Consider the following 17069-nt stretch of genomic DNA (forward strand, 5'->3'; position numbering starts at 1 on the left):
GCGGTGTGCTGCGATCCCACAGTAAGTGATGCGTCGACCTCATGTCGTCTCCCTCAATAAAGCACGATCGATTTGATGCCGCGCGCCGCGCGTAGATCCGCCAGCGCCTGATTGATGTCGTCCAGCGCCAGCGTGCGCGTGATCAACGGCGCCAGCTGGATATCGCCGTGCAGATAGCGCGTGACATAGCCGGGCAACTCGCTGCGCCCTTTCACTCCGCCGAACGCGCTGCCGCGCCACACCCGCCCGGTCACCAGTTGGAAGGGGCGCGTGCTGATTTCCTGCGCGTCGTCGGCCACGCCGAGGATGACGCTCTCGCCCCAGCCCTTGTGGCAGCACTCCAGTGCCGCGCGCATCGCGCCGACATCGCCCACGCATTCGAAGCTGTGGTCGGCGCCGCCATCGGTGAGGTCCACGATCACCTGCTGGATCGGCGCGCCGTAGTCGCGCGGATCCAGGCAATCGGTGGCGCCCAGGGCACGCGCCAGCGCGAACTTGGCCGGGTCGATATCCACCGCGATGATGCGCCCGGCCTGCGCCAGCACCGCGCCCTGCACCACCGACAGGCCGATGCCGCCCAGGCCGAACACCGCCACGCAGTCGCCGGGCCGCACATGCGTGCTGTTGAGCACCGCGCCGACGCCGGTGGTGACCGTGCAGCCAAGCAGGCAGACCTGATCCAGCGGTGCATCCGGCGGGATCCGCGCAACCGCGATCTCCGGCACCACGGTGTATTCGGAAAACGTGCTGGTGCCCATATGGTGCAGGATCGGCCGCCCGTGCAACGAGAACCGGCTGCTGCCGTCGGGCATCAGGCCGCGCTCCTGGCTGCTGCGGATCGCCTGGCACAGGTTGGTGCGACCGGAGCGGCAGAACTTGCACACGCCGCATTCGGGCATGTACAGCGGGATGACGTGATCGCCGGGACGCACGCTGGTGACGCCGATGCCCACGTCCTCGACGATGCCGGCGCCCTCCTGCCCCAGGATCACCGGAAAGCTGCTCGCTTGCCCGTGCGCCAACGCATGCGCATCGCCATGGCAGATACCGGTGGCGACCAGGCGCACCAGCACCTCGCCGGGCCTCGGCGGCTGCAGGTCCACCTCTTCGATAGTCAGCGGCTGGCGCGGACCCCAGGCCACCGCAGCGCGTGTCTTCATCCGGCCTCCCTGGCGCGCGTCGGCATGGCCGCCGCTCAGCGCGCGATGACCACGCCCCACGGCAGGTCGCCGACGGGGATCTGTTTGATCTGCTGCAATGTGGCGGTGTCGATCACGCTCACCGTGTTCGAGCGCCCGTTGGCGACATACAGCTTGTCGCCAGCCGGGGTCAGCGCCGGATTCCACGGCCGCATCCCCACCGCGATCTCGGCAAGCCTGCGCGCGCTGGTGGTGTCTATCACGCTGACCGTGCCGGCACCGCCGTTGGACGCGTACAGCCGCGTGCCATCGGCCGACAACGCCACGCCCGCCGTGCGCACGCCGGCCGGCAGACTGGCGCGGCGTTGACGTGTCTGCAGGTCGATCACATCCACCACGTTGGCGGCCTCCTGCGCGATGTAGACGCTGTGCCCGTCCGGTGCGAACGCCATGCCGCGCGGATGGCCGCTGGTGGCGACCACGCCGCGCGATTGATGGGTGGCCAGCTCGATCATGTCCATGTCGTTGGAGCCTTCGTTGCTGGTGAGCAACCACTGCCCGTCCGGTGTGTAGGCGCAATGCTCCGGCGCCTGCCCGCGCGTGGCGATCACCTGCTGCACGCTGAACTGCGCCGCATCGATCAACATCACCTGGTTCTGCCCTTCCACACACACCGCGAACTGCCTGCCGTCCGGCGACAGCGCAATGCCCTCGGCGTTCTCGCCGATCTCCACGCTGCGCAGCACCGCGTCTGTTCCGGTATCGAGTTCGATCAGGCGATGATGCTCGGCATCGATCAGATACAGATGCCCGTTCGGGCCCGGCAACACCTGCTGCAAGCGCTTGCCCAGTTGCCCCTGCGCGCTGAGCGTGCGCACCACCGTATCTGTGTACGTATCGATCACCGACACCGTACCGCTACGTTGATTGGGCACATACGCAAATACCGGCGGCGTTGATGGCACGGGTGCGGCGGCGGGCGTTGCAGGCGTCGTTGTCGCCGGTGCAGCGTTGGACACAGGCGGCTGCGCATCGCGCCGGCAACCGGCCAAGGTCAGCAGCACGCCCAGCGCGGTGGTCGCCAGGACGCGCTGCCAGCCGATGGACGCTGGCCTCATTGCGCCTTGCCCGCGGTCTTGTTGATCGAATGGATGAAGGCGAGCAGTTTCTCGGTGTCGCCCGGCTTGAGCACCGGCGCGAACGGCGGCATCTGCCCGACCACCTTCTCATGCCCGATGCGGGTCTTGCCGTGGGTGATCATCGCGGCGGTGCCCTCGCTGATCAGCGTACGCAAGGTGTCGTCGTCGCTGCCATAGACCCAGATGTCGTTGGTCAACGGCGGGCACATGCCGCCGCCACCGGTGCCGCCATGGCAGGCATTGCAGCCGGCAGAGAAATAGATCTTCTTGCCCTCGGCGATCAGTTCGGGAGTGACCTTGACCTCCGGCCCCTTCGGGATCGGCACCACAGTGGCCGGCGCTGCGGGCAGGGTGGACGGATCCGGTGCAGGCCCGGCGGCCGGGTTGGGCACCCCGGCGGTCGCCGCTGCGGGCGCAGGCGCAGCGCTGCCGGTGGCCGGCGCAGGCATGCTGGCAGCCGGCGGAGCGGCGGCCTCGGACGCGGGCGCTGGCGGCGGTGCCTCCTTGCCGCAGGCGGCCAGCAGCATGCTGAGCATCACCGCGCACAACGGCGCGCGGACGGAACGATCGAAACAACCCACGGTGGACTTGCGCATGAACGAACCTTTCTGATCGGAGGGAACACCGCGCACCCCGTGCGCGCGGCGGGTGACACGGTCATTGCCGGGAGGGGCGCCTGGCCTCGGTGAGCAGCGTGGCCAGCGCGCTGTCGCCGCGCGCCTGCGCGAGCGCGGCGGCGGTCTTGCCGTCGCGATTGCGTGCGGCAGGGTCGGCGCCGGCCGCCAGCAGGCGCTTGGCCACCGCGTCGCGCCCGGCCGCGGCGGCCAGCATCAAGGCGGTGACGCCGGCCTGATTCGCGTGGCCGACGTCGGCACCGCCTGCCAGCACCGCATCGAGAATCGCCGGGTCCTCGCGCGCCACCGCAAACATCACCGGCGTGAAGCCGGTGGGATTGGCACGCCGCACGTTCGCCCCCGCTTTCAGCAATGCCTGCACCACGCCGACATCGGCGTAGGCCACCGCCAGGTCCAGCGCGCTCCAGCCATCGCTGGAGACGGTGTCCACCGGCGCACGCTTGCCGAGCAACCTGGCCACGCTGTCGGCATCGTTGGCCCAGGCCGCCTTCATCAACGCGGTCCAGCCGCTGCCATCACGCGCATCCAGGCCTGCACCGGCATCGAGCAACAGACCCACCAGGTCCGGCTCCTGATTGCGGATGGCCTGATGCAGCGGCGGCTCGCCGAGCAGGTTGGGACGATTGGCATCGGCTCCATGCCGCAACAACCACGCCGCACGTACCGCGTCGCCGGCATCCAGCGCATGCGCCAGTTCCTGGTTGGGGTCGGCACCGTCGGCGATGCGCAGTTGCAACTGCGCCAGTTGCTGCGAGGATGCGGCCGGGCTGGGGGACGTCGACACGGGCGTCGGCATCGCGTACGGCCCGTGCGACGCCAGATCGCCCGCCACCACGCAGTCGCTGCAGCGCACCAGCGGCACGTGATAGCTGCGCAGGATCTCGGAAATTTTTGCCGCGCTCTGCTGCATCGCCGTGTTCAAGGCATCGCGCAGCTGCGCATTCTTGCGCGACACCGCCCACGCCATCGAATACTCCAGCACCGCATCGTCGATGGTATTGAGCGGCACCACGCCCAGGCCACCGCGTTGCGCGTAATACCCGGCCACCGGGCCCCAGGATTCGGCCGCATCCAGCTCATTGGCGGCGACGCGTTCGACCAGCTTGCCGGGATGTTCTTCCGGCGCAGTGGCCGAGTCGTAGAACAGGTATTGCACCTGGCCGCTGATGCCGTGTTCGTACAGGGCCTGGCGTGCGGGTGAACTCTGGAACACGCCCAGCCGCAGTTTTTTCAGCGCCGGCTCGTCCAGCGAGGTCGGCACCAGATCCAGACCCTTGCGCGTCACCAGCACATAGGCCGAGCGATACAGCGGGCGCGTGGTCAGGCCCTGCTCGAAATCGCTGTTGAGGTCCATCAACACATCACAGCGGCCGGCAGTGATGGTGCTGCGCGCCAGCCCGCGTTGGTAGTAGGTGCGCCATTCGTATTCCAGGCGCCGGCCCATGGCCTCGGCCAGCACCTGCGCGATCTTGTTCTGGAAACCTTCGCCAGCCTTGTTGGACAACGGCATGTTGCCCGGGTCGGCGCATACCCGCAGTACGTGCGGGTCGGGCGCCGGCGGCGGGGCATTCGCCGCTGCCGGTGCCGCAGTGGATGCAGCCGCCGCCGCGGGCGCCGCATCGGAATGAGAAGCGCGAGCCGTCGGTGAGGACGGCTCGCGTGCGCAGCCTGCGGCGACGAGTCCGAGGCTGCAAACCACCAGCACCCGGCACAGCTGCCGGTGCATGCCACGCGCACCGGCAGCGAACTGCCGGTGCGCGTGTCCAACGCCGTGCCTGGAGCTCATCGTGCCGTCTTCGCGACGGCGTTGGCAGCGCCGCCGCCTGCCGCTGCAGTGGCGGTGGTACCGGCGGTCACGGTCTTGCCCGCGCCATCGATACGGAAGGTATGCACCATGCCGCCGAGCGGGATCTTGTCGAAGCCGGCGCCGAATGCCAGCCCGGCAGCCCCCAGCGCGCCATACGGATCGGATGGATCCAGACCTGCGGCCACCGGCAGACCGATCCAGCCGCCGATGCCGGAAAACACCGCCACGTACTGGTGCCCGTTGGCCTTGTAGGCGATCGGGTTGCCGATGATGCCGGAGGGCAGCTTCATCTCCCACAGCTTCTTGCCGGTGTCCTTGTCCACCGCACGGAACCAGCCATCCAATGTGCCGTAGAACACCAGCCCGCCATCTGTGACCAGGGTGCCGCTCCACACCGGGAACTTCTCCTTGATCTCCCACTTGGACTTGCCTTCCACCACATCGAAGGCCTTGACGATGCCCAGCGCACCCGGCTCGTTGGGCTTCATCATCACGTTGGCGAACACGTAGGGCAGGCCCATCATGGTGTTGCCGCGCTCCTGCGGTTCCAGCTCCATGTGCCAGTTGTTGGTGCCGCAGAAGAACACTGCCGAATTGGCCGGATCCACCGAGCACGGCTGCTGGTCCTTGCCGCCCATGGCCGAGGGAAAGGCCTGCACTTTCCTGCCGCGTTCCAGCGGCGAATGCGCGGCCACCTTGACCGGGCGGCCGGTCTTCATGTCGATGCGCTCGGCCCAGTTGGCCGGCACGAACTTGTGCGCGCGCAGCAAGGTGCCGTCGCGGCGATCGAGCACATACGCAAAGCCGTTGCGATCGAACTGCACCACCGACGGAACCTGCTTGCCGTCGATGGTCAGATCGACCAGGATCGGCTCGTTGATGCCGTCGTAATCCCACTGGTCGAACGGCGTCTTCTGGTAGCCCCACACCGCTTCGCCGGTATCGATCTTGCGTGCGAACAAGGTCATCGACCACTTGTTGTCGTGCTCGCCGTTGTTGCATTCCTCCTGCGAGGTCTTGCCGCAGCGATACGACGGGCTCCACAGGCCGGGATTGCCGGTGCCGTAATACAGCAGCTTCAACTTCGGGTCGTAGCTGTACCAGCCCCAGGCCGCACCGCCGCCACGCTTCCATTCGTCGTTGGGAAAGGTCTTGACGCCCAGGTCGCCGAGCTGACCATGCTGCGGATTGGCCTTGTTGAAGTCCGCACCCAGGCAGATCGCCTTGTCGGTGCCGGCCGCATCGCAGGACCAGGACTGCTTGCCATCGGCCAGGTTGTAGGCGGCCACACGCCCGAGCACGCCGAACTCGTTGCCGCTGATGCCGGCGATCACCTTGCCGTCGGCAATGATCGGCGCCATGGTGATGGTCTCGCCCTTGTCCGGATGCCCGAGTTTCTGCTTCCACACTTCCTTGCCGGTCTTGGCATCGAGTGCAATCACATCGCCGCTCAGGCTGCCGAACACCAGCTTGCCATCGGCATACGAGGCGCCGCGGTTGACCGTATCGCAGCACGCCACCGCCACCGAGCGTTCGTCCTGCTGCGGGGTGTATTTCCACAGCACCTTGCCACCGTCGTCCTGCGCCGCCAGGTCGATGGCGAAGACGTTGTTCGGATACGCGCTGACCATGTACATGACGCTGCCGATCACCAGCGGCTGGCCTTCGTGGCCGCGCGTGGCATCGGTCTTCATTTCCCACGACATTTTCAGGTTCTTGACGTTGTCGCGATTGATCTCGGCCAGCGGGCTGTGCCGGGTGAGCGCGAAGTCGCGCCCGATGCCACCCCAGTTGTCCGGGTTGCTGGCATTGGTGGTGAACTCGCTATCGGTGTCGACCACCGCAGCGGCCGGCGGCGCAGCGGCGGGTGCAGCGGCCGGTGCCGGCGCAGCAGTCTCGGTGGCGGCCTCTTTTTTACAGCCGGCCAGCGCGGCGCTCAGCGCAAGCATGAGCAGCACACTGCTGCGCAGGCTGCGACAGGAAGATTGGTGCATGTGCGTCTACCCCTCTCGATTGAACAACCAGTCGGTTGAAACATTCCGCGGCGCAGGCGTTGCACCCGCCAGTTGCGTCGCGGACGTCGGAAACGTCGAGAGGTGAAAGAGCAAACGCCATGCCAGCGCACTGGTGCGACGCACCATGTCGGGGCAGCGGGGGTTTGCTGTGATGGCAATCGCTTGCGCAAGGCGCACTGTCACGCTTCTGGCACAGTTTGCGCCGGGCGTGCTGTGACATTGGTGGCGCAGCTTTGCTTTCTCCCGCCGGGAGAAGGTGCCCGAAGGGCGGATGAGGGTACGGCGTCGACAGCGGTGTAAGGTTTGGCGTAGGTTGATGCGTGGCGAAAGATTCAGCAGCTCTCACGCCCTTCGAGCGCGAACCACTTTTTCCCACTGCGATGACGGTGCCTCAATCGTCATCGTCATCCAACGACACGTGGCCAGCCGCGCATCGCAATCCATCCTTCTGCACGCTTCGCCTACTCGCGAGACGTCGCGCTAGTCTTGCCACTGCGCAAGCAACTGCGTGCAGTCCCGCAACCGCCAGTCGGCAAGACCCGGCCACGGATCGCCTGGTGTGTTGACCAGCACGGTGCAGGCACCGACTGCACGGCCGCAGGCCAGATCGTTGAGATGGTCGCCGACCATGACCAGTGCCGCGCCCTCCACCGACCAGCGGTTTGCGAAGTACTGCAAGCCGTCTGGTGCGGGTTTGGGCGCGGCTTCGTCGCGGCCGACGATGTCGTCCCAGGCGAATGCATCGTGCAGGCCGATCGCCTGCAAGGTCACCTGCGCCAACGCACGCGCGTTGCGGGTGAGCATGCCGAGCCGGCATCCGGCGGCCTGCAGCGCGCGCACCAATGCCACTGCACCGGGTGCCGGCTGTGCGACCTGCGCGAGTTCACGCTCGTGCTCGAGCAACCAGGCGTGCTTGGCTGCGGCCTGCTCGGCCGGCAGCGATGCTAGGTGATGCAGGATGTCCGCCTCTGGCGGGATCTCCAACACCCGGCGGATCAACGCGAAATCATGCACGGCTTCGGTCAGCGTGCCGTCCATGTCGAACACCCAATGGCGGCAGTCCGACAACGTGGGAGATCTCTGTGGGATGGTCATACCGTCCATACCTGCAAACACTTGAGAGGTGGTTGACGCAACACGGCAAGCCGTCGCCAGGTGAACGCACACCTCACGCACTCCCCCAGTCGACCAGCACTGTATGCCGATGCAGTGCAGCGAGCGCGCGCCTGATGCCGCGCAGTCGGTGTTGCGCCTACTTCCAGCCCGGCATCTGGGTGGTATCCAGGCCACCTACTTCAAACTCTGCCGTGCGGGTGCCGCCAGCCTTGACGGGGAACACGATGCTGATGCGCTTGGCGTTGCGCACCAGCTTCCACAGCGCCTTGTCGTCGTCGATGAACATCGCGATCGCTTCATCGGTATCGGGGCGATGCGCGGCCATCGCGCGTGGTGCGCCACCATCGGCTGAGACCTGCACCTTGCAGCCGCCATAGCAGTTGAAATCGCCGGCCTTGAGCACGAGATAGCTGTGGCGCTTCCACTGCGGGTGATCACGGAACACCAGGCTCACCGGCTTGGGACCGCTGCCGTCGACATCCACGCGGCTCTTGGCATCGATCATCGCCGAGCGCTGCGTGCCGCCCTTGGCCGGCACTTGCGAGTATTGCCACAACGCCTGCATGCGGCGCAGTTCGCGCGCCTGTTCTCCCTTGGCCTTGATGTCGGCATAGCCAGGCTCGATGCGCGTGGCCGCCGCCGTGCCCGGGAAACCTTCCAGCACCGCGGCGCCATGCGCACGCGCCATGTCCCAGTTCCCGGCCTTCACCGCCTCGTCGTATTGCTTGGCGAGTACATCGGCCTCGTGTTCTTTGGCTTGCGCCTGCGCGGTTTCCTGCGCCTGACGCTGCGCCTCGCGGTCGGTACAGCCACTCACTGCAGCGACGCACAAGGCCGCGCTCAGCAGATACTTCATCGTCGACTCCGGAAGGCATGAAAGCAGCGGCAACGATACCAGCCTGCCCGCAGTCCCCGCGATCAGACAGCCGCACACCGTAGGAGCGCACCCGGGCGCGACGGGGCTCCACCGGAAAAGCCCCATCGCGCCCGGGTGCGCTCCTACCGCGGTGACTGCAGGGCACGGTGCTGCGATGCAAGCGGCGGGAGGCGTGCACCTGGCGCGATCGGCCTTACGGGAAAGCCCCATAGCGCCCGGGTGCGCTCCTACGGCGTAATTGCAGGGCACGATGCCGCGATGAAAGCGACGGAGGGCGTCTGCGGCGCCCTCCGTTGCCGTTACGGCTGCGTTGGCGGTGCTGCCTTGGCCTTGGCGATCATCTCGGCCACCGATGCGGTGGTGATCGGGTGATAGCTGGGCTTGGCCTTTTCGAAGGCCTGCTCGGCGAAGGCGATGCCGTCCGGCGTCTTCAGCAACTCGGCGTAGATCGGCAGCACCAGCTTGCGACGGCCGACGCGTTCGATGAACGCGCCTGCAGCGGCACGCGCATCGGTGTAGCCGCTGCGGATCGCCAGCGGATACCAGCGCATGGCGATTTCGCCGTTCGGTGTGCCGGTGAAGTGGTAGGCGTCATCCAGCTGCTTGAGCTGTTCCGGCTTCAAGGTCGCGCCCATGCCGCTGAGGAAGTGCACCCACTCCTGCGTGCCCCATTCGCCGGTGACCTGCTTGCTCGGCAGCGTGCCGCTGCCACTCCAGGCGATGCGCGCGGTGTCCACGATCGAGAAACTGCGCGAGCGCGCCTTGGTGGCGAAGGCCGGGATGCCCGGCTGCTTCAGCCACGCATCCACCTCGGCCGCGCTGACCGTATTGGGATGCTTGTCCAGCAGGTTCTTCTTGAGGTAGTCGACGAACTGGTCGGTGGTGGCGCTCTGGAACGCATGATCGTCGAACCAGCCACGCAGGAACGGGTCGAACACCGCGCGCCCGAAGCGCTGCTCCAGGAACTGCAGGAACCACGCACCCTTGACGTAGGCCACCTGGCTCAGGGCTTCGTCGGGGTCGCGCTCGGCCAGCGGCGGCAGCGCCAGCGCCTGGTCGGCCGGCGCCATGCCCTTCACTTCGGCCAGCAGGTCGCCCTGGTCGATCTCGCGCTCCATCTCGGCCATCTCGGCGCCATATAGCGCCTCGGTGATGCGCGCCTGCACGTAGGTGGTGAAGCCTTCGTTGAGCCAGATGTCCTTCCAGCTGGCATTGGTCACCAGGTTGCCGGACCAGCTATGCGCCAGTTCGTGGGCGACCAGCGAGACCAGCGACTTGTCGCCGACGATCACCGTGGGCGTGGCGAAGGTCAGGCGCGGATTCTCCATGCCGCCGAACGGGAACGACGGCGGCAGCACCAGCATGTCGTAACGGCCCCAGCGATACGGGCCATAGAGCTTTTCGGCGGCGCCGATCATCTTTTCGGTGTCTTCGAATTCCTTGGCGGCCTTGTCGGCCATGGCCGGCTCGGCCCACACGCCCGAGCGTGCGGAAATCGGCTTGAACACCACATCGCCGGCGGCGATCGCCAGCAGATAGGACGGAATCGGCTCGGGCATCTTGAAGCTGTAGTCGCCGTCGCGCGCGGCCTTGGGGTCGTTGTCGGCGCTCATCAGCACCATCACGTCCGGGCGCGAGGTCACATGCGCGCTGTAGGTGAAGCGCACGCTCGGGGTGTCCTGCAACGGCACCCAGCTGCGTGCGTGGATCGCCTGCGACTGGCTGAACATGAAGGGCAACTGCTTGCCTTCGGTCATCGACGGCTCCAGCCACTGCAGGCCGGAGGCGGTCGGTGCGGTGTGATAGGTGATCACGACCTTGGCCGGCTGAGTCGGCGCCTCGATGGTGAGCTTGCTGCCGAAGGTCTTGTCGGCCGGCGCCAGCGCGAACTGCAGCGGCGTCAGCGTGCCCTTGCCGTCGTCGGCCTGCACCTGCGCAATGCTCAGCTCGCGCGTGTCCAGCACCAGTTGCTTGGCGGCCTTGTCCTTCCACTGGAGCGTATAGGTGGCCGTGCCGCCGATCTGCTTGCTGTCGAAGTCCAGCTTCAGGTCCAGCGCCAGATCCTTGATGACCACCAGCTGCGGCTGGGCGTAGGAGCTTTCATCGTGGTTGCGGGCGTCTGCTTTCACGGGTGCCTTGGCAGTGGTGGCCGGCGCGGCGGTACTGGCGGCCGGCGGCGTGGACTCATTGGAACAGCCGGCCAGCGCGATGGACACGGCCAGGGACAGCGACAGGAACGGGCAGCGCATCGACGGCACCGCAGCGAGGGAATTGGGCATTTTAACGCCCCGGGCGGTTGCCTGCCCGTGCGGCCGATGGCGAGCGCTTGCCGGCTGCTCAACCCGCGCCGGCTGGGGACACCGTGCATGTCGCTGGCGCATCGGCGCGAGCCTGGCGCAGCAACCGCAGTGGTGGCGTAACGCGTGCGGCCCATGCGCAGCGTGCACCCGCCTGCGGCCCGGCCGCCAGGTGATTGCCGGATCGCCTAGACCACCGGATGACTGCGCGGGCTGTCATGCCCGTCGCGCACCAGACGCCGGCCACCGGAGAACTTGGCGCGGTACATCGCGGCATCCGCGCGGCGATACAGCTCGGTGGCGTCCAGGCCACGCTCGCACACCGCGCTGCCGGCGCTCACATGCAGCGGCGCTTCGTCGGCATCTTCGCGTTCGAGCATCGACAGCCATTGATTGAGCTTGAGCGTGGCGTCGTCTTCGCTGGCATGCACGCCGATCAGGAATTCATCGCCGCCCCAGCGCCCGATCCAGTCCTGCGCGCCCAGCCAGCCGTAGGCCGATTCCACCAGCCGCACCAGCACGCGATCGCCGGCCAGATGGCCGAAGCGGTCGTTGATCGGCTTGAGGTTGTCCATGTCCAGCACGAACAACACGAACGGCTAGCCTTCGCGCTGCGCGGCGGTGACCGAATCGCGCATCGCCTGCTCGCAGCCGCGCCGGTTCAAGGCTTCGGTCAGCGGGTCGAACAAGGCATGCTTCTTGAGATCGCGCATGCCGGCATCGATGCCGCGCAGGCTGCGATTGATGCCACGCAGCAACCGCCCCAGCTCGTCGTCGCCATGTTCGGGCAGGCTGGGCAGGCGTTGGTCGGCGTAATACGCATCCAGGGCGTCGGCGGCAATGCGCAGCGGTGCGAGCAGGCGATACAGCGCCGACAAGGTGGCCGCGGTGCCTGCCAGCGTGGCCAGCAGCGCCACGATCACCACCGACCACAGCGGGCGCCCGCTCAACTCACTCTGCGCGGCCAGCCAGGCGATCAACAACAGCAGCGGCAGGTGGATGCCGACAAAGGTCACCGCCAGCAGCTTGGCACTGAAGGAGCGGGGAAACACGCGCGACAACCCTGCGTACAAGCGCATCCACGTCTCCGACAAAAGAGCGCCTAGTGTCGCCGACCGTTGGTGGAGCCGACGCGACGGGAGTCTCAAAATTTTGTCGGCAAACGCACCTGCACACAGTGCAATCGTGCGGCAAGCGAACACGAGCATGGCGTGCTCGTGCGATGTCCGGCGCGCGATACCCGGCGCGCGATGTGCGCCGGACGAGATGCTCAGACACGCACCCGCCCGATCCGGTTCAGATCTTGTAGCCGGAATGGATCGCCACGATGCCGCCGGTCAGATTCTTGTAGTGGCAACGCGCGAATCCGGCCTCGCCCATCATGCCCTTGAGCGATTCCTGCGGCGGATGCTTGCGGATGCTCTCGGCCAGGTACTGGTAGCTGTCGGCATCGCGTGCGAACAGCTGGCCCAGTTTCGGCAGGATCTTGAACGAGTGGAAGTCGTAGATCGGCTTGAACCAGTCGGCGGTGACTTCGGAAAATTCCAGCACGCGCGCCTGCCCGCCCACCTTCAACACGCGGTACATCTCGCGCAGCGCGGCGTCCTTGTCGGTGACGTTGCGCAGGCCGAAGGAGATGGTCACCAGATCGAAGCTCTGATCCGGGAACGGCAGCGCCTCGGCATTGCATTGCACGTAGTCGAAGCCGGCCACCAGGCCGCGGTTGGTCAGCCGGTCGCGGCCCACCGACAACATGCCGGCGTTGATGTCGCCCAGCACCACCGCGCCTTCGTTGCCGACGCGCTCCTTGAGCAGCACGGCGATGTCACCGGTGCCGCCGGCCAGATCCAGCACACGGTCGCCCGGTTTCACCTGCGCGGTCGCCACGAAGTAGCGTTTCCATGCACGGTGCACGCCCAGACTCATCAGATCGTTCATCAGGTCGTAATTGCGCGCGACCGAGGTGAACACTTCGCCGACCAGCTTCTGCTTGTCCTTGGCAGCGACATCGCGGAAGCCGAAATGGGTGGTACCGGAGGTATAGGGGGATTCGCTCATGGGCGGATTATCGCACTGCTGACGCCGCCATGACCGCAACCGGACCACAATCGCTGCCTCCCCTGCGACCGGCCCTGCGAGCCTTGCGTGCACGACAAGTACGTCCAGCGCGACTGGCAGCCCCATGAGAAGCCCACCCTGCCCGGGTCGGCCTCCACGCCCCTGCACCCCACCCGGCGCCGCATCCAGTACGGGCTGGTGGGCGTGGTGGTGGCGCTGACCGGTGGGCTGAGCAATGCGCTGGTCACCGCCAACCTGACCTATCTGCAGGGCACGCTGGGCGCCTATGCCACCGAAATGGCCTGGCTGCCGGCCGCCTACGTGATGACCAACATGTCGGCCAACCTGTTGCTGGTGAAGTTCCGCCAGCAGTTCGGGCTGCGGCGCTTCACCGAGATCTTCCTGGCGCTGTATGCGGTCATCGCCTTCGCGCACCTGTTCGTGCACAGCCTGAGCTCGGCGATCACCGTGCGTGCCGCGCACGGACTGGTGGGCGCCGCGCTCAGTTCGCTTGGGCTGTATTACGTGATCCAGGCGTTTCCGGCCCGGTACCGGCTCAAGGCGGTGGTGACCGGGCTGGGGGTGACCCAGCTGGCGCTGCCATTGGCGCGGGTGTTCTCCACCGATCTGCTGGAATTTGCACAGTGGCAGGGCCTGTACCTGTTCGAACTCGGCCTGGCGGTGTTCGCGCTGGCCTGCGTGCTGGCGCTCAAGCTGCCGCCGAGCGATCGCTATCGCGTGTTCGAGCCGCTGGATTTCCTCACCTTCAGCCTGTTCGCGGCCGGTGCGGCCGGCCTGGCGGCGGTGCTGTCGCTGGGGCGGCTGCTGTGGTGGACCAGCACGCCCTGGCTGGGCGTGGTGCTGGCGGCCTCCATCGTGCTGCTGTGCACGGCGGCGTGGATCGAGCACAACCGCCGCAACCCGATGATCAACACGCGCTGGCTGGCCAGCGGCGACATGTTGCGGCTGGGCCTGGCGATCCTGCTGATCCGGCTGGTGCTGTCCGAGCAGAGCACCGGCGCGATCGGCTTCTTCCAGACCCTGGGGCTGGCCAACACGCAGTTGCAGACCCTGTTCGTGCTGATGTTGCTGGGCGCGGTGGTCGGTGTGGCCGCCAGCGCGTGGCTGATCAATCCGGCGCGCGTGGCCGAGCACCTGATCATCGCGGTGGCGGCAATCTGCATCGGTTGCTTCATGGATGCCAATGCCACCAGCCTCACCCGCCCGGAGCAAATGTACGTCAGCCAGTTCCTGCTCGCCTTTGGCAGCACCTTCTTCATCGGCCCGGCGATGGTGGCCGGGCTGGGCCGGGTCATTGCACAGCCGGCCAATCTGATCAGCTTCATCGTGCTGTTCGGCATGGCACAGAACATGGGCGGCCTGCTCGGCAGCGCGCTGCTCGGCACCGTGCAGGTCGTACGCGAGAAATACCATTCCAGCCAGCTGGTCGAGCATCTGACATTGACCGACCCGCAAGTGGCCGCACGCGTGCAGGCCTATGCCACCCTTTACGGCCGCAGCATCGGCGACCCGGCCCTGCGCCAGGCCCAGGGCGTCCGCGCTTTGGGCAGCGTGGCCACGCGCGAGGCCAATGTGCTCGCCTATAACGACGTGTTCCTGTTGATCGGCTGCATCGCCATCGCCACCGGGCTATGGATCCTGTCCGTGCTGGTGTGGCGGCGTTATCTGCGCCCACCCGCTTCGCCCCCTTCTCCTGCTTCCAGTACGCGCCCATGAATACACCTGCAGATTCAACTTCTGCTGCCGATCGGCAACGTCGCAGACGTCGCCGCATCGGTGGCGTGATCGGCTTTGGCGGGCTGGCCCTGCTCGGCGTCGCACTGGTGCTGTATGCATGGCGGTTGCCGCCGTTCGTCAGCGCCGTCGAGCGCACCGAGAACGCAATGGTGCATGGCCAGATCACGGTGATCGCGCCGCAGGTCAGCGGCTACGTCACCGAGGTGCCGGTGCAGGACTTCGCCCACGTCAAACACGGCCAGTTGCTGGCCAAAATCGACGACCGCATCTACGCCCAGCAACTCGAACAGGCCAGGGCGCAACTGCAGACCGCGCAGGCCAACCTGTCCAATTGGGACCAGCAGCGGCATAGCGCCGATGCCACCATCGCCGAACAACGTGCCGCACTGAGCAGCAACCAGGCGCAGCGCGACCGCACCCGCTCGGCCTATGCGCGGGCACAGCAGCTGGCCGACCGGAAGCTGGTGTCCGAACAGGACCGCGACACCGCCTTCGCCGCACGGGCGCAGGCCGATGCCGGCGTGGCACAGGCACGTGCCGCGGTGCAGGCCGCCGAAGAGAACGCACGCAGCGTTACCGTCAATCGCGCCGCGCTGGAAGCGGCAGTGGCCAACGCGCAGGCGGTCGTGCAACTGGCGCAGATCAATCTGGACAACACCCGCATCCTTGCCCCGCGCGATGGCCAGCTCGGCCAGCTTGGCGTGCGCCAGGGCGCCTACGTCACCAATGGCACGCAGCTGATGTCGCTGGTGCCGGACACGCTGTGGATCGTGGCCAATTTCAAGGAAACCCAGATGGCGAAGATCCGCATCGGGCAGCGCGCCAGCTTCACCGTGGATGCGCTGGACAACGCGCGTCTGCACGGCCGTGTGCAGGAAATCTCCCCGGCCGCCGGCTCGGAATTCAGCGTGCTGCCGGCCGACAACGCCACCGGCAACTTCGTCAAGATCGCCCAGCGCATTCCGCTGCGCATCAGCGTCGATCCGGACCAGGCGCTGGCACCGCGGCTGCGCCCGGGCATGTCGGTGGTGGTGGCGATCGACACTGACAGCGCGGTCGACTGAGGCGACGCAGCCGCTATCATGCGCTGATGTCGTCCCTGCCCCTACCCTCGCTGCACTGGCAGTGCCTGCGCTTCGACCAACTGAGCACCACGCAGCTGTACGCGCTGCTGCGGCTGCGCTCGGACGTGTTCGTGGTGGAGCAGCAGTGCGCGTACCCGGAGCTGGATGGCAAGGACAGCCTGCCGGGTGTGCTGCATCTGCTCGGCAGTACCGACGATGATGCGTTGGCTGCCTATCTGCGCGTCTTGCCGCCAGGCGTGAGTTATCCCGAGCCGAGCATCGGCCGGGTGGTGATTGCCGCCGCGCAGCGTGGGCACGGCTTTGCCCATCCACTGCTACGCGAAGGCTTGCGCCTGGTGCAGCAATACTGGCCTGCCAGCGCCGTGCAACTCGGTGCGCAAGCGCACCTGCAGGCGTTCTACGCCGCACATGGTTTCACGCCCTCGTCCACACCGTATCTGGAAGACGGCATTCCCCACATCGACATGCTGCGTCGCGCCGACGCCGCCACCCAGGAGCCTGCATGATCACCACCCCCGACTACCGCGCACTGCTCGACACCGCCATTGCCGAAGCCCGCCAGGGCCTGGCCGAAGGCGGCATCCCGATCGGCGCGGCGCTGTACCACAACGACGGACGTCTGCTCGGTTGCGGCCACAACCGCCGCGTGCAGGAAAACGATCCCTCCGTGCATGGCGAAACCGATGCCTTCCGCAAGGCCGGCCGTCAGCGCCGCTACAAGGACACCATCATGGTCACCACGCTGGCGCCCTGCTGGTACTGCAGCGGACTGGTGCGCCAGTTCAATATCGGCACCGTGGTGGTCGGCGAGTCGGTCACCTTCCAGGGCGGTGTGTCCTGGCTGCGCGAGCACGGCGTCACTGTCATCGACCTGCAGAGCCAGGAATGCATCGACCTGCTCGGCGGCTATATCTCGGCCAACCCGGACGTGTGGAACGAGGATATCGGCGAGGACTGAGCGGTTTGCCGGATTTAGGTTGGCTGTGCAGTGCAGGTGGTTGCCAAGGTGACGGCCGATTGCAGAGCCGATGATCTGCGCCTCCGTTGCAGGGAGTGATCTGCAATCTGGCTGCAGGGCCCTTGCCCGCCCACCATCGCGGGACACGCCGTGAATCCGTCCATGGAGGCTCTTACGCGGCATCC

General features: G+C 66.8%; 13 protein-coding genes and 1 pseudogene. 4 read left to right on the plus strand and 10 right to left on the minus strand.

Annotated features, from left to right (window positions below):
• Positions 1–53: 53 nt before the first annotated feature.
• From LL972_RS14295 to ubiE, 10 genes and pseudogenes are all read right to left on the minus strand, one after another.
• Positions 54–1160: an S-(hydroxymethyl)glutathione dehydrogenase/class III alcohol dehydrogenase gene (locus tag LL972_RS14295; RefSeq protein ID WP_228328154.1), complete on the minus strand. Its 1107-nt coding sequence runs from the start codon at positions 1158–1160 to the stop codon at positions 54–56.
• Between the two features lie 35 nt (positions 1161–1195).
• Positions 1196–2257 (minus strand): beta-propeller fold lactonase family protein, encoded by a 1062-nt coding sequence (locus tag LL972_RS14300; RefSeq protein WP_228328155.1) that lies wholly within the window; start codon positions 2255–2257, stop codon positions 1196–1198.
• Entirely contained in the window at positions 2254–2910 is a 657-nt protein-coding gene (locus LL972_RS14305; protein WP_228328156.1) for a c-type cytochrome, read from the minus strand. The genes LL972_RS14300 and LL972_RS14305 overlap by 4 nt, the downstream gene beginning before the upstream one ends.
• A 25-nt stretch (positions 2911–2935) precedes the next feature.
• Positions 2936–4699 carry a quinoprotein dehydrogenase-associated putative ABC transporter substrate-binding protein gene (locus LL972_RS14310; protein WP_228328157.1) on the minus strand — a complete coding sequence of 588 codons (1764 nt, stop codon included), beginning with the start codon at positions 4697–4699 and terminating at the stop codon, positions 2936–2938.
• Positions 4696–6714, minus strand: coding sequence for a methanol/ethanol family PQQ-dependent dehydrogenase (locus LL972_RS14315; RefSeq protein ID WP_323134219.1), 2019 nt, complete (start codon positions 6712–6714; stop codon positions 4696–4698). Before LL972_RS14315 ends, LL972_RS14310 begins: the two co-directional genes overlap by 4 nt.
• Before the next feature lie 501 nt (positions 6715–7215).
• Positions 7216–7839 (minus strand): HAD family hydrolase, encoded by a 624-nt coding sequence (locus tag LL972_RS14320; protein ID WP_228328158.1) that lies wholly within the window; start codon positions 7837–7839, stop codon positions 7216–7218.
• A gap of 148 nt (positions 7840–7987) precedes the next feature.
• A complete protein-coding gene (locus LL972_RS14325) occupies positions 7988–8707 on the minus strand; it encodes a hypothetical protein (protein ID WP_228328159.1) in 720 nt (239 codons plus the stop codon).
• A gap of 320 nt (positions 8708–9027) precedes the next feature.
• Complete coding sequence (locus LL972_RS14330; RefSeq protein ID WP_228328164.1) at positions 9028–10977, minus strand: M1 family metallopeptidase; 1950 nt, start codon at positions 10975–10977, stop codon at positions 9028–9030.
• A gap of 236 nt (positions 10978–11213) precedes the next feature.
• Positions 11214–12104, minus strand: a pseudogene (locus LL972_RS14335) (GGDEF domain-containing protein).
• Positions 12105–12321: 217 nt separating this feature from the next.
• A complete protein-coding gene (gene ubiE, locus LL972_RS14340; protein WP_228328160.1) occupies positions 12322–13083 on the minus strand; it encodes a bifunctional demethylmenaquinone methyltransferase/2-methoxy-6-polyprenyl-1,4-benzoquinol methylase UbiE in 762 nt (253 codons plus the stop codon).
• A gap of 87 nt (positions 13084–13170) precedes the next feature.
• Between ubiE and LL972_RS14345 the strand changes: the two genes are divergently transcribed.
• Genes LL972_RS14345 through LL972_RS14360 form a run of 4 tightly spaced genes read left to right on the plus strand, consistent with a single transcriptional unit; the run spans position 13171 to position 16884 of the window.
• Complete coding sequence (locus tag LL972_RS14345) at positions 13171–14820, plus strand: MFS transporter (RefSeq protein WP_228328161.1); 1650 nt, start codon at positions 13171–13173, stop codon at positions 14818–14820.
• On the plus strand, positions 14817–15905 hold the full coding sequence (locus LL972_RS14350; RefSeq protein WP_228328162.1) for an HlyD family secretion protein: 1089 nt from the start codon (positions 14817–14819) through the stop codon (positions 15903–15905). The genes LL972_RS14345 and LL972_RS14350 overlap by 4 nt, the downstream gene beginning before the upstream one ends.
• Positions 15906–15931: 26 nt before the next feature.
• Positions 15932–16432, plus strand: coding sequence for a GNAT family N-acetyltransferase (locus tag LL972_RS14355; protein WP_167765935.1), 501 nt, complete (start codon positions 15932–15934; stop codon positions 16430–16432).
• Positions 16429–16884 carry a nucleoside deaminase gene (locus tag LL972_RS14360; RefSeq protein ID WP_016903626.1) on the plus strand — a complete coding sequence of 152 codons (456 nt, stop codon included), beginning with the start codon at positions 16429–16431 and terminating at the stop codon, positions 16882–16884. The genes LL972_RS14355 and LL972_RS14360 overlap by 4 nt, the downstream gene beginning before the upstream one ends.
• The last annotated feature ends 185 nt before the right edge of the window (positions 16885–17069 follow it).

Source organism: Xanthomonas campestris pv. asclepiadis (assembly GCF_020784175.1).
GTDB lineage: Bacteria > Pseudomonadota > Gammaproteobacteria > Xanthomonadales > Xanthomonadaceae > Xanthomonas > Xanthomonas campestris_D.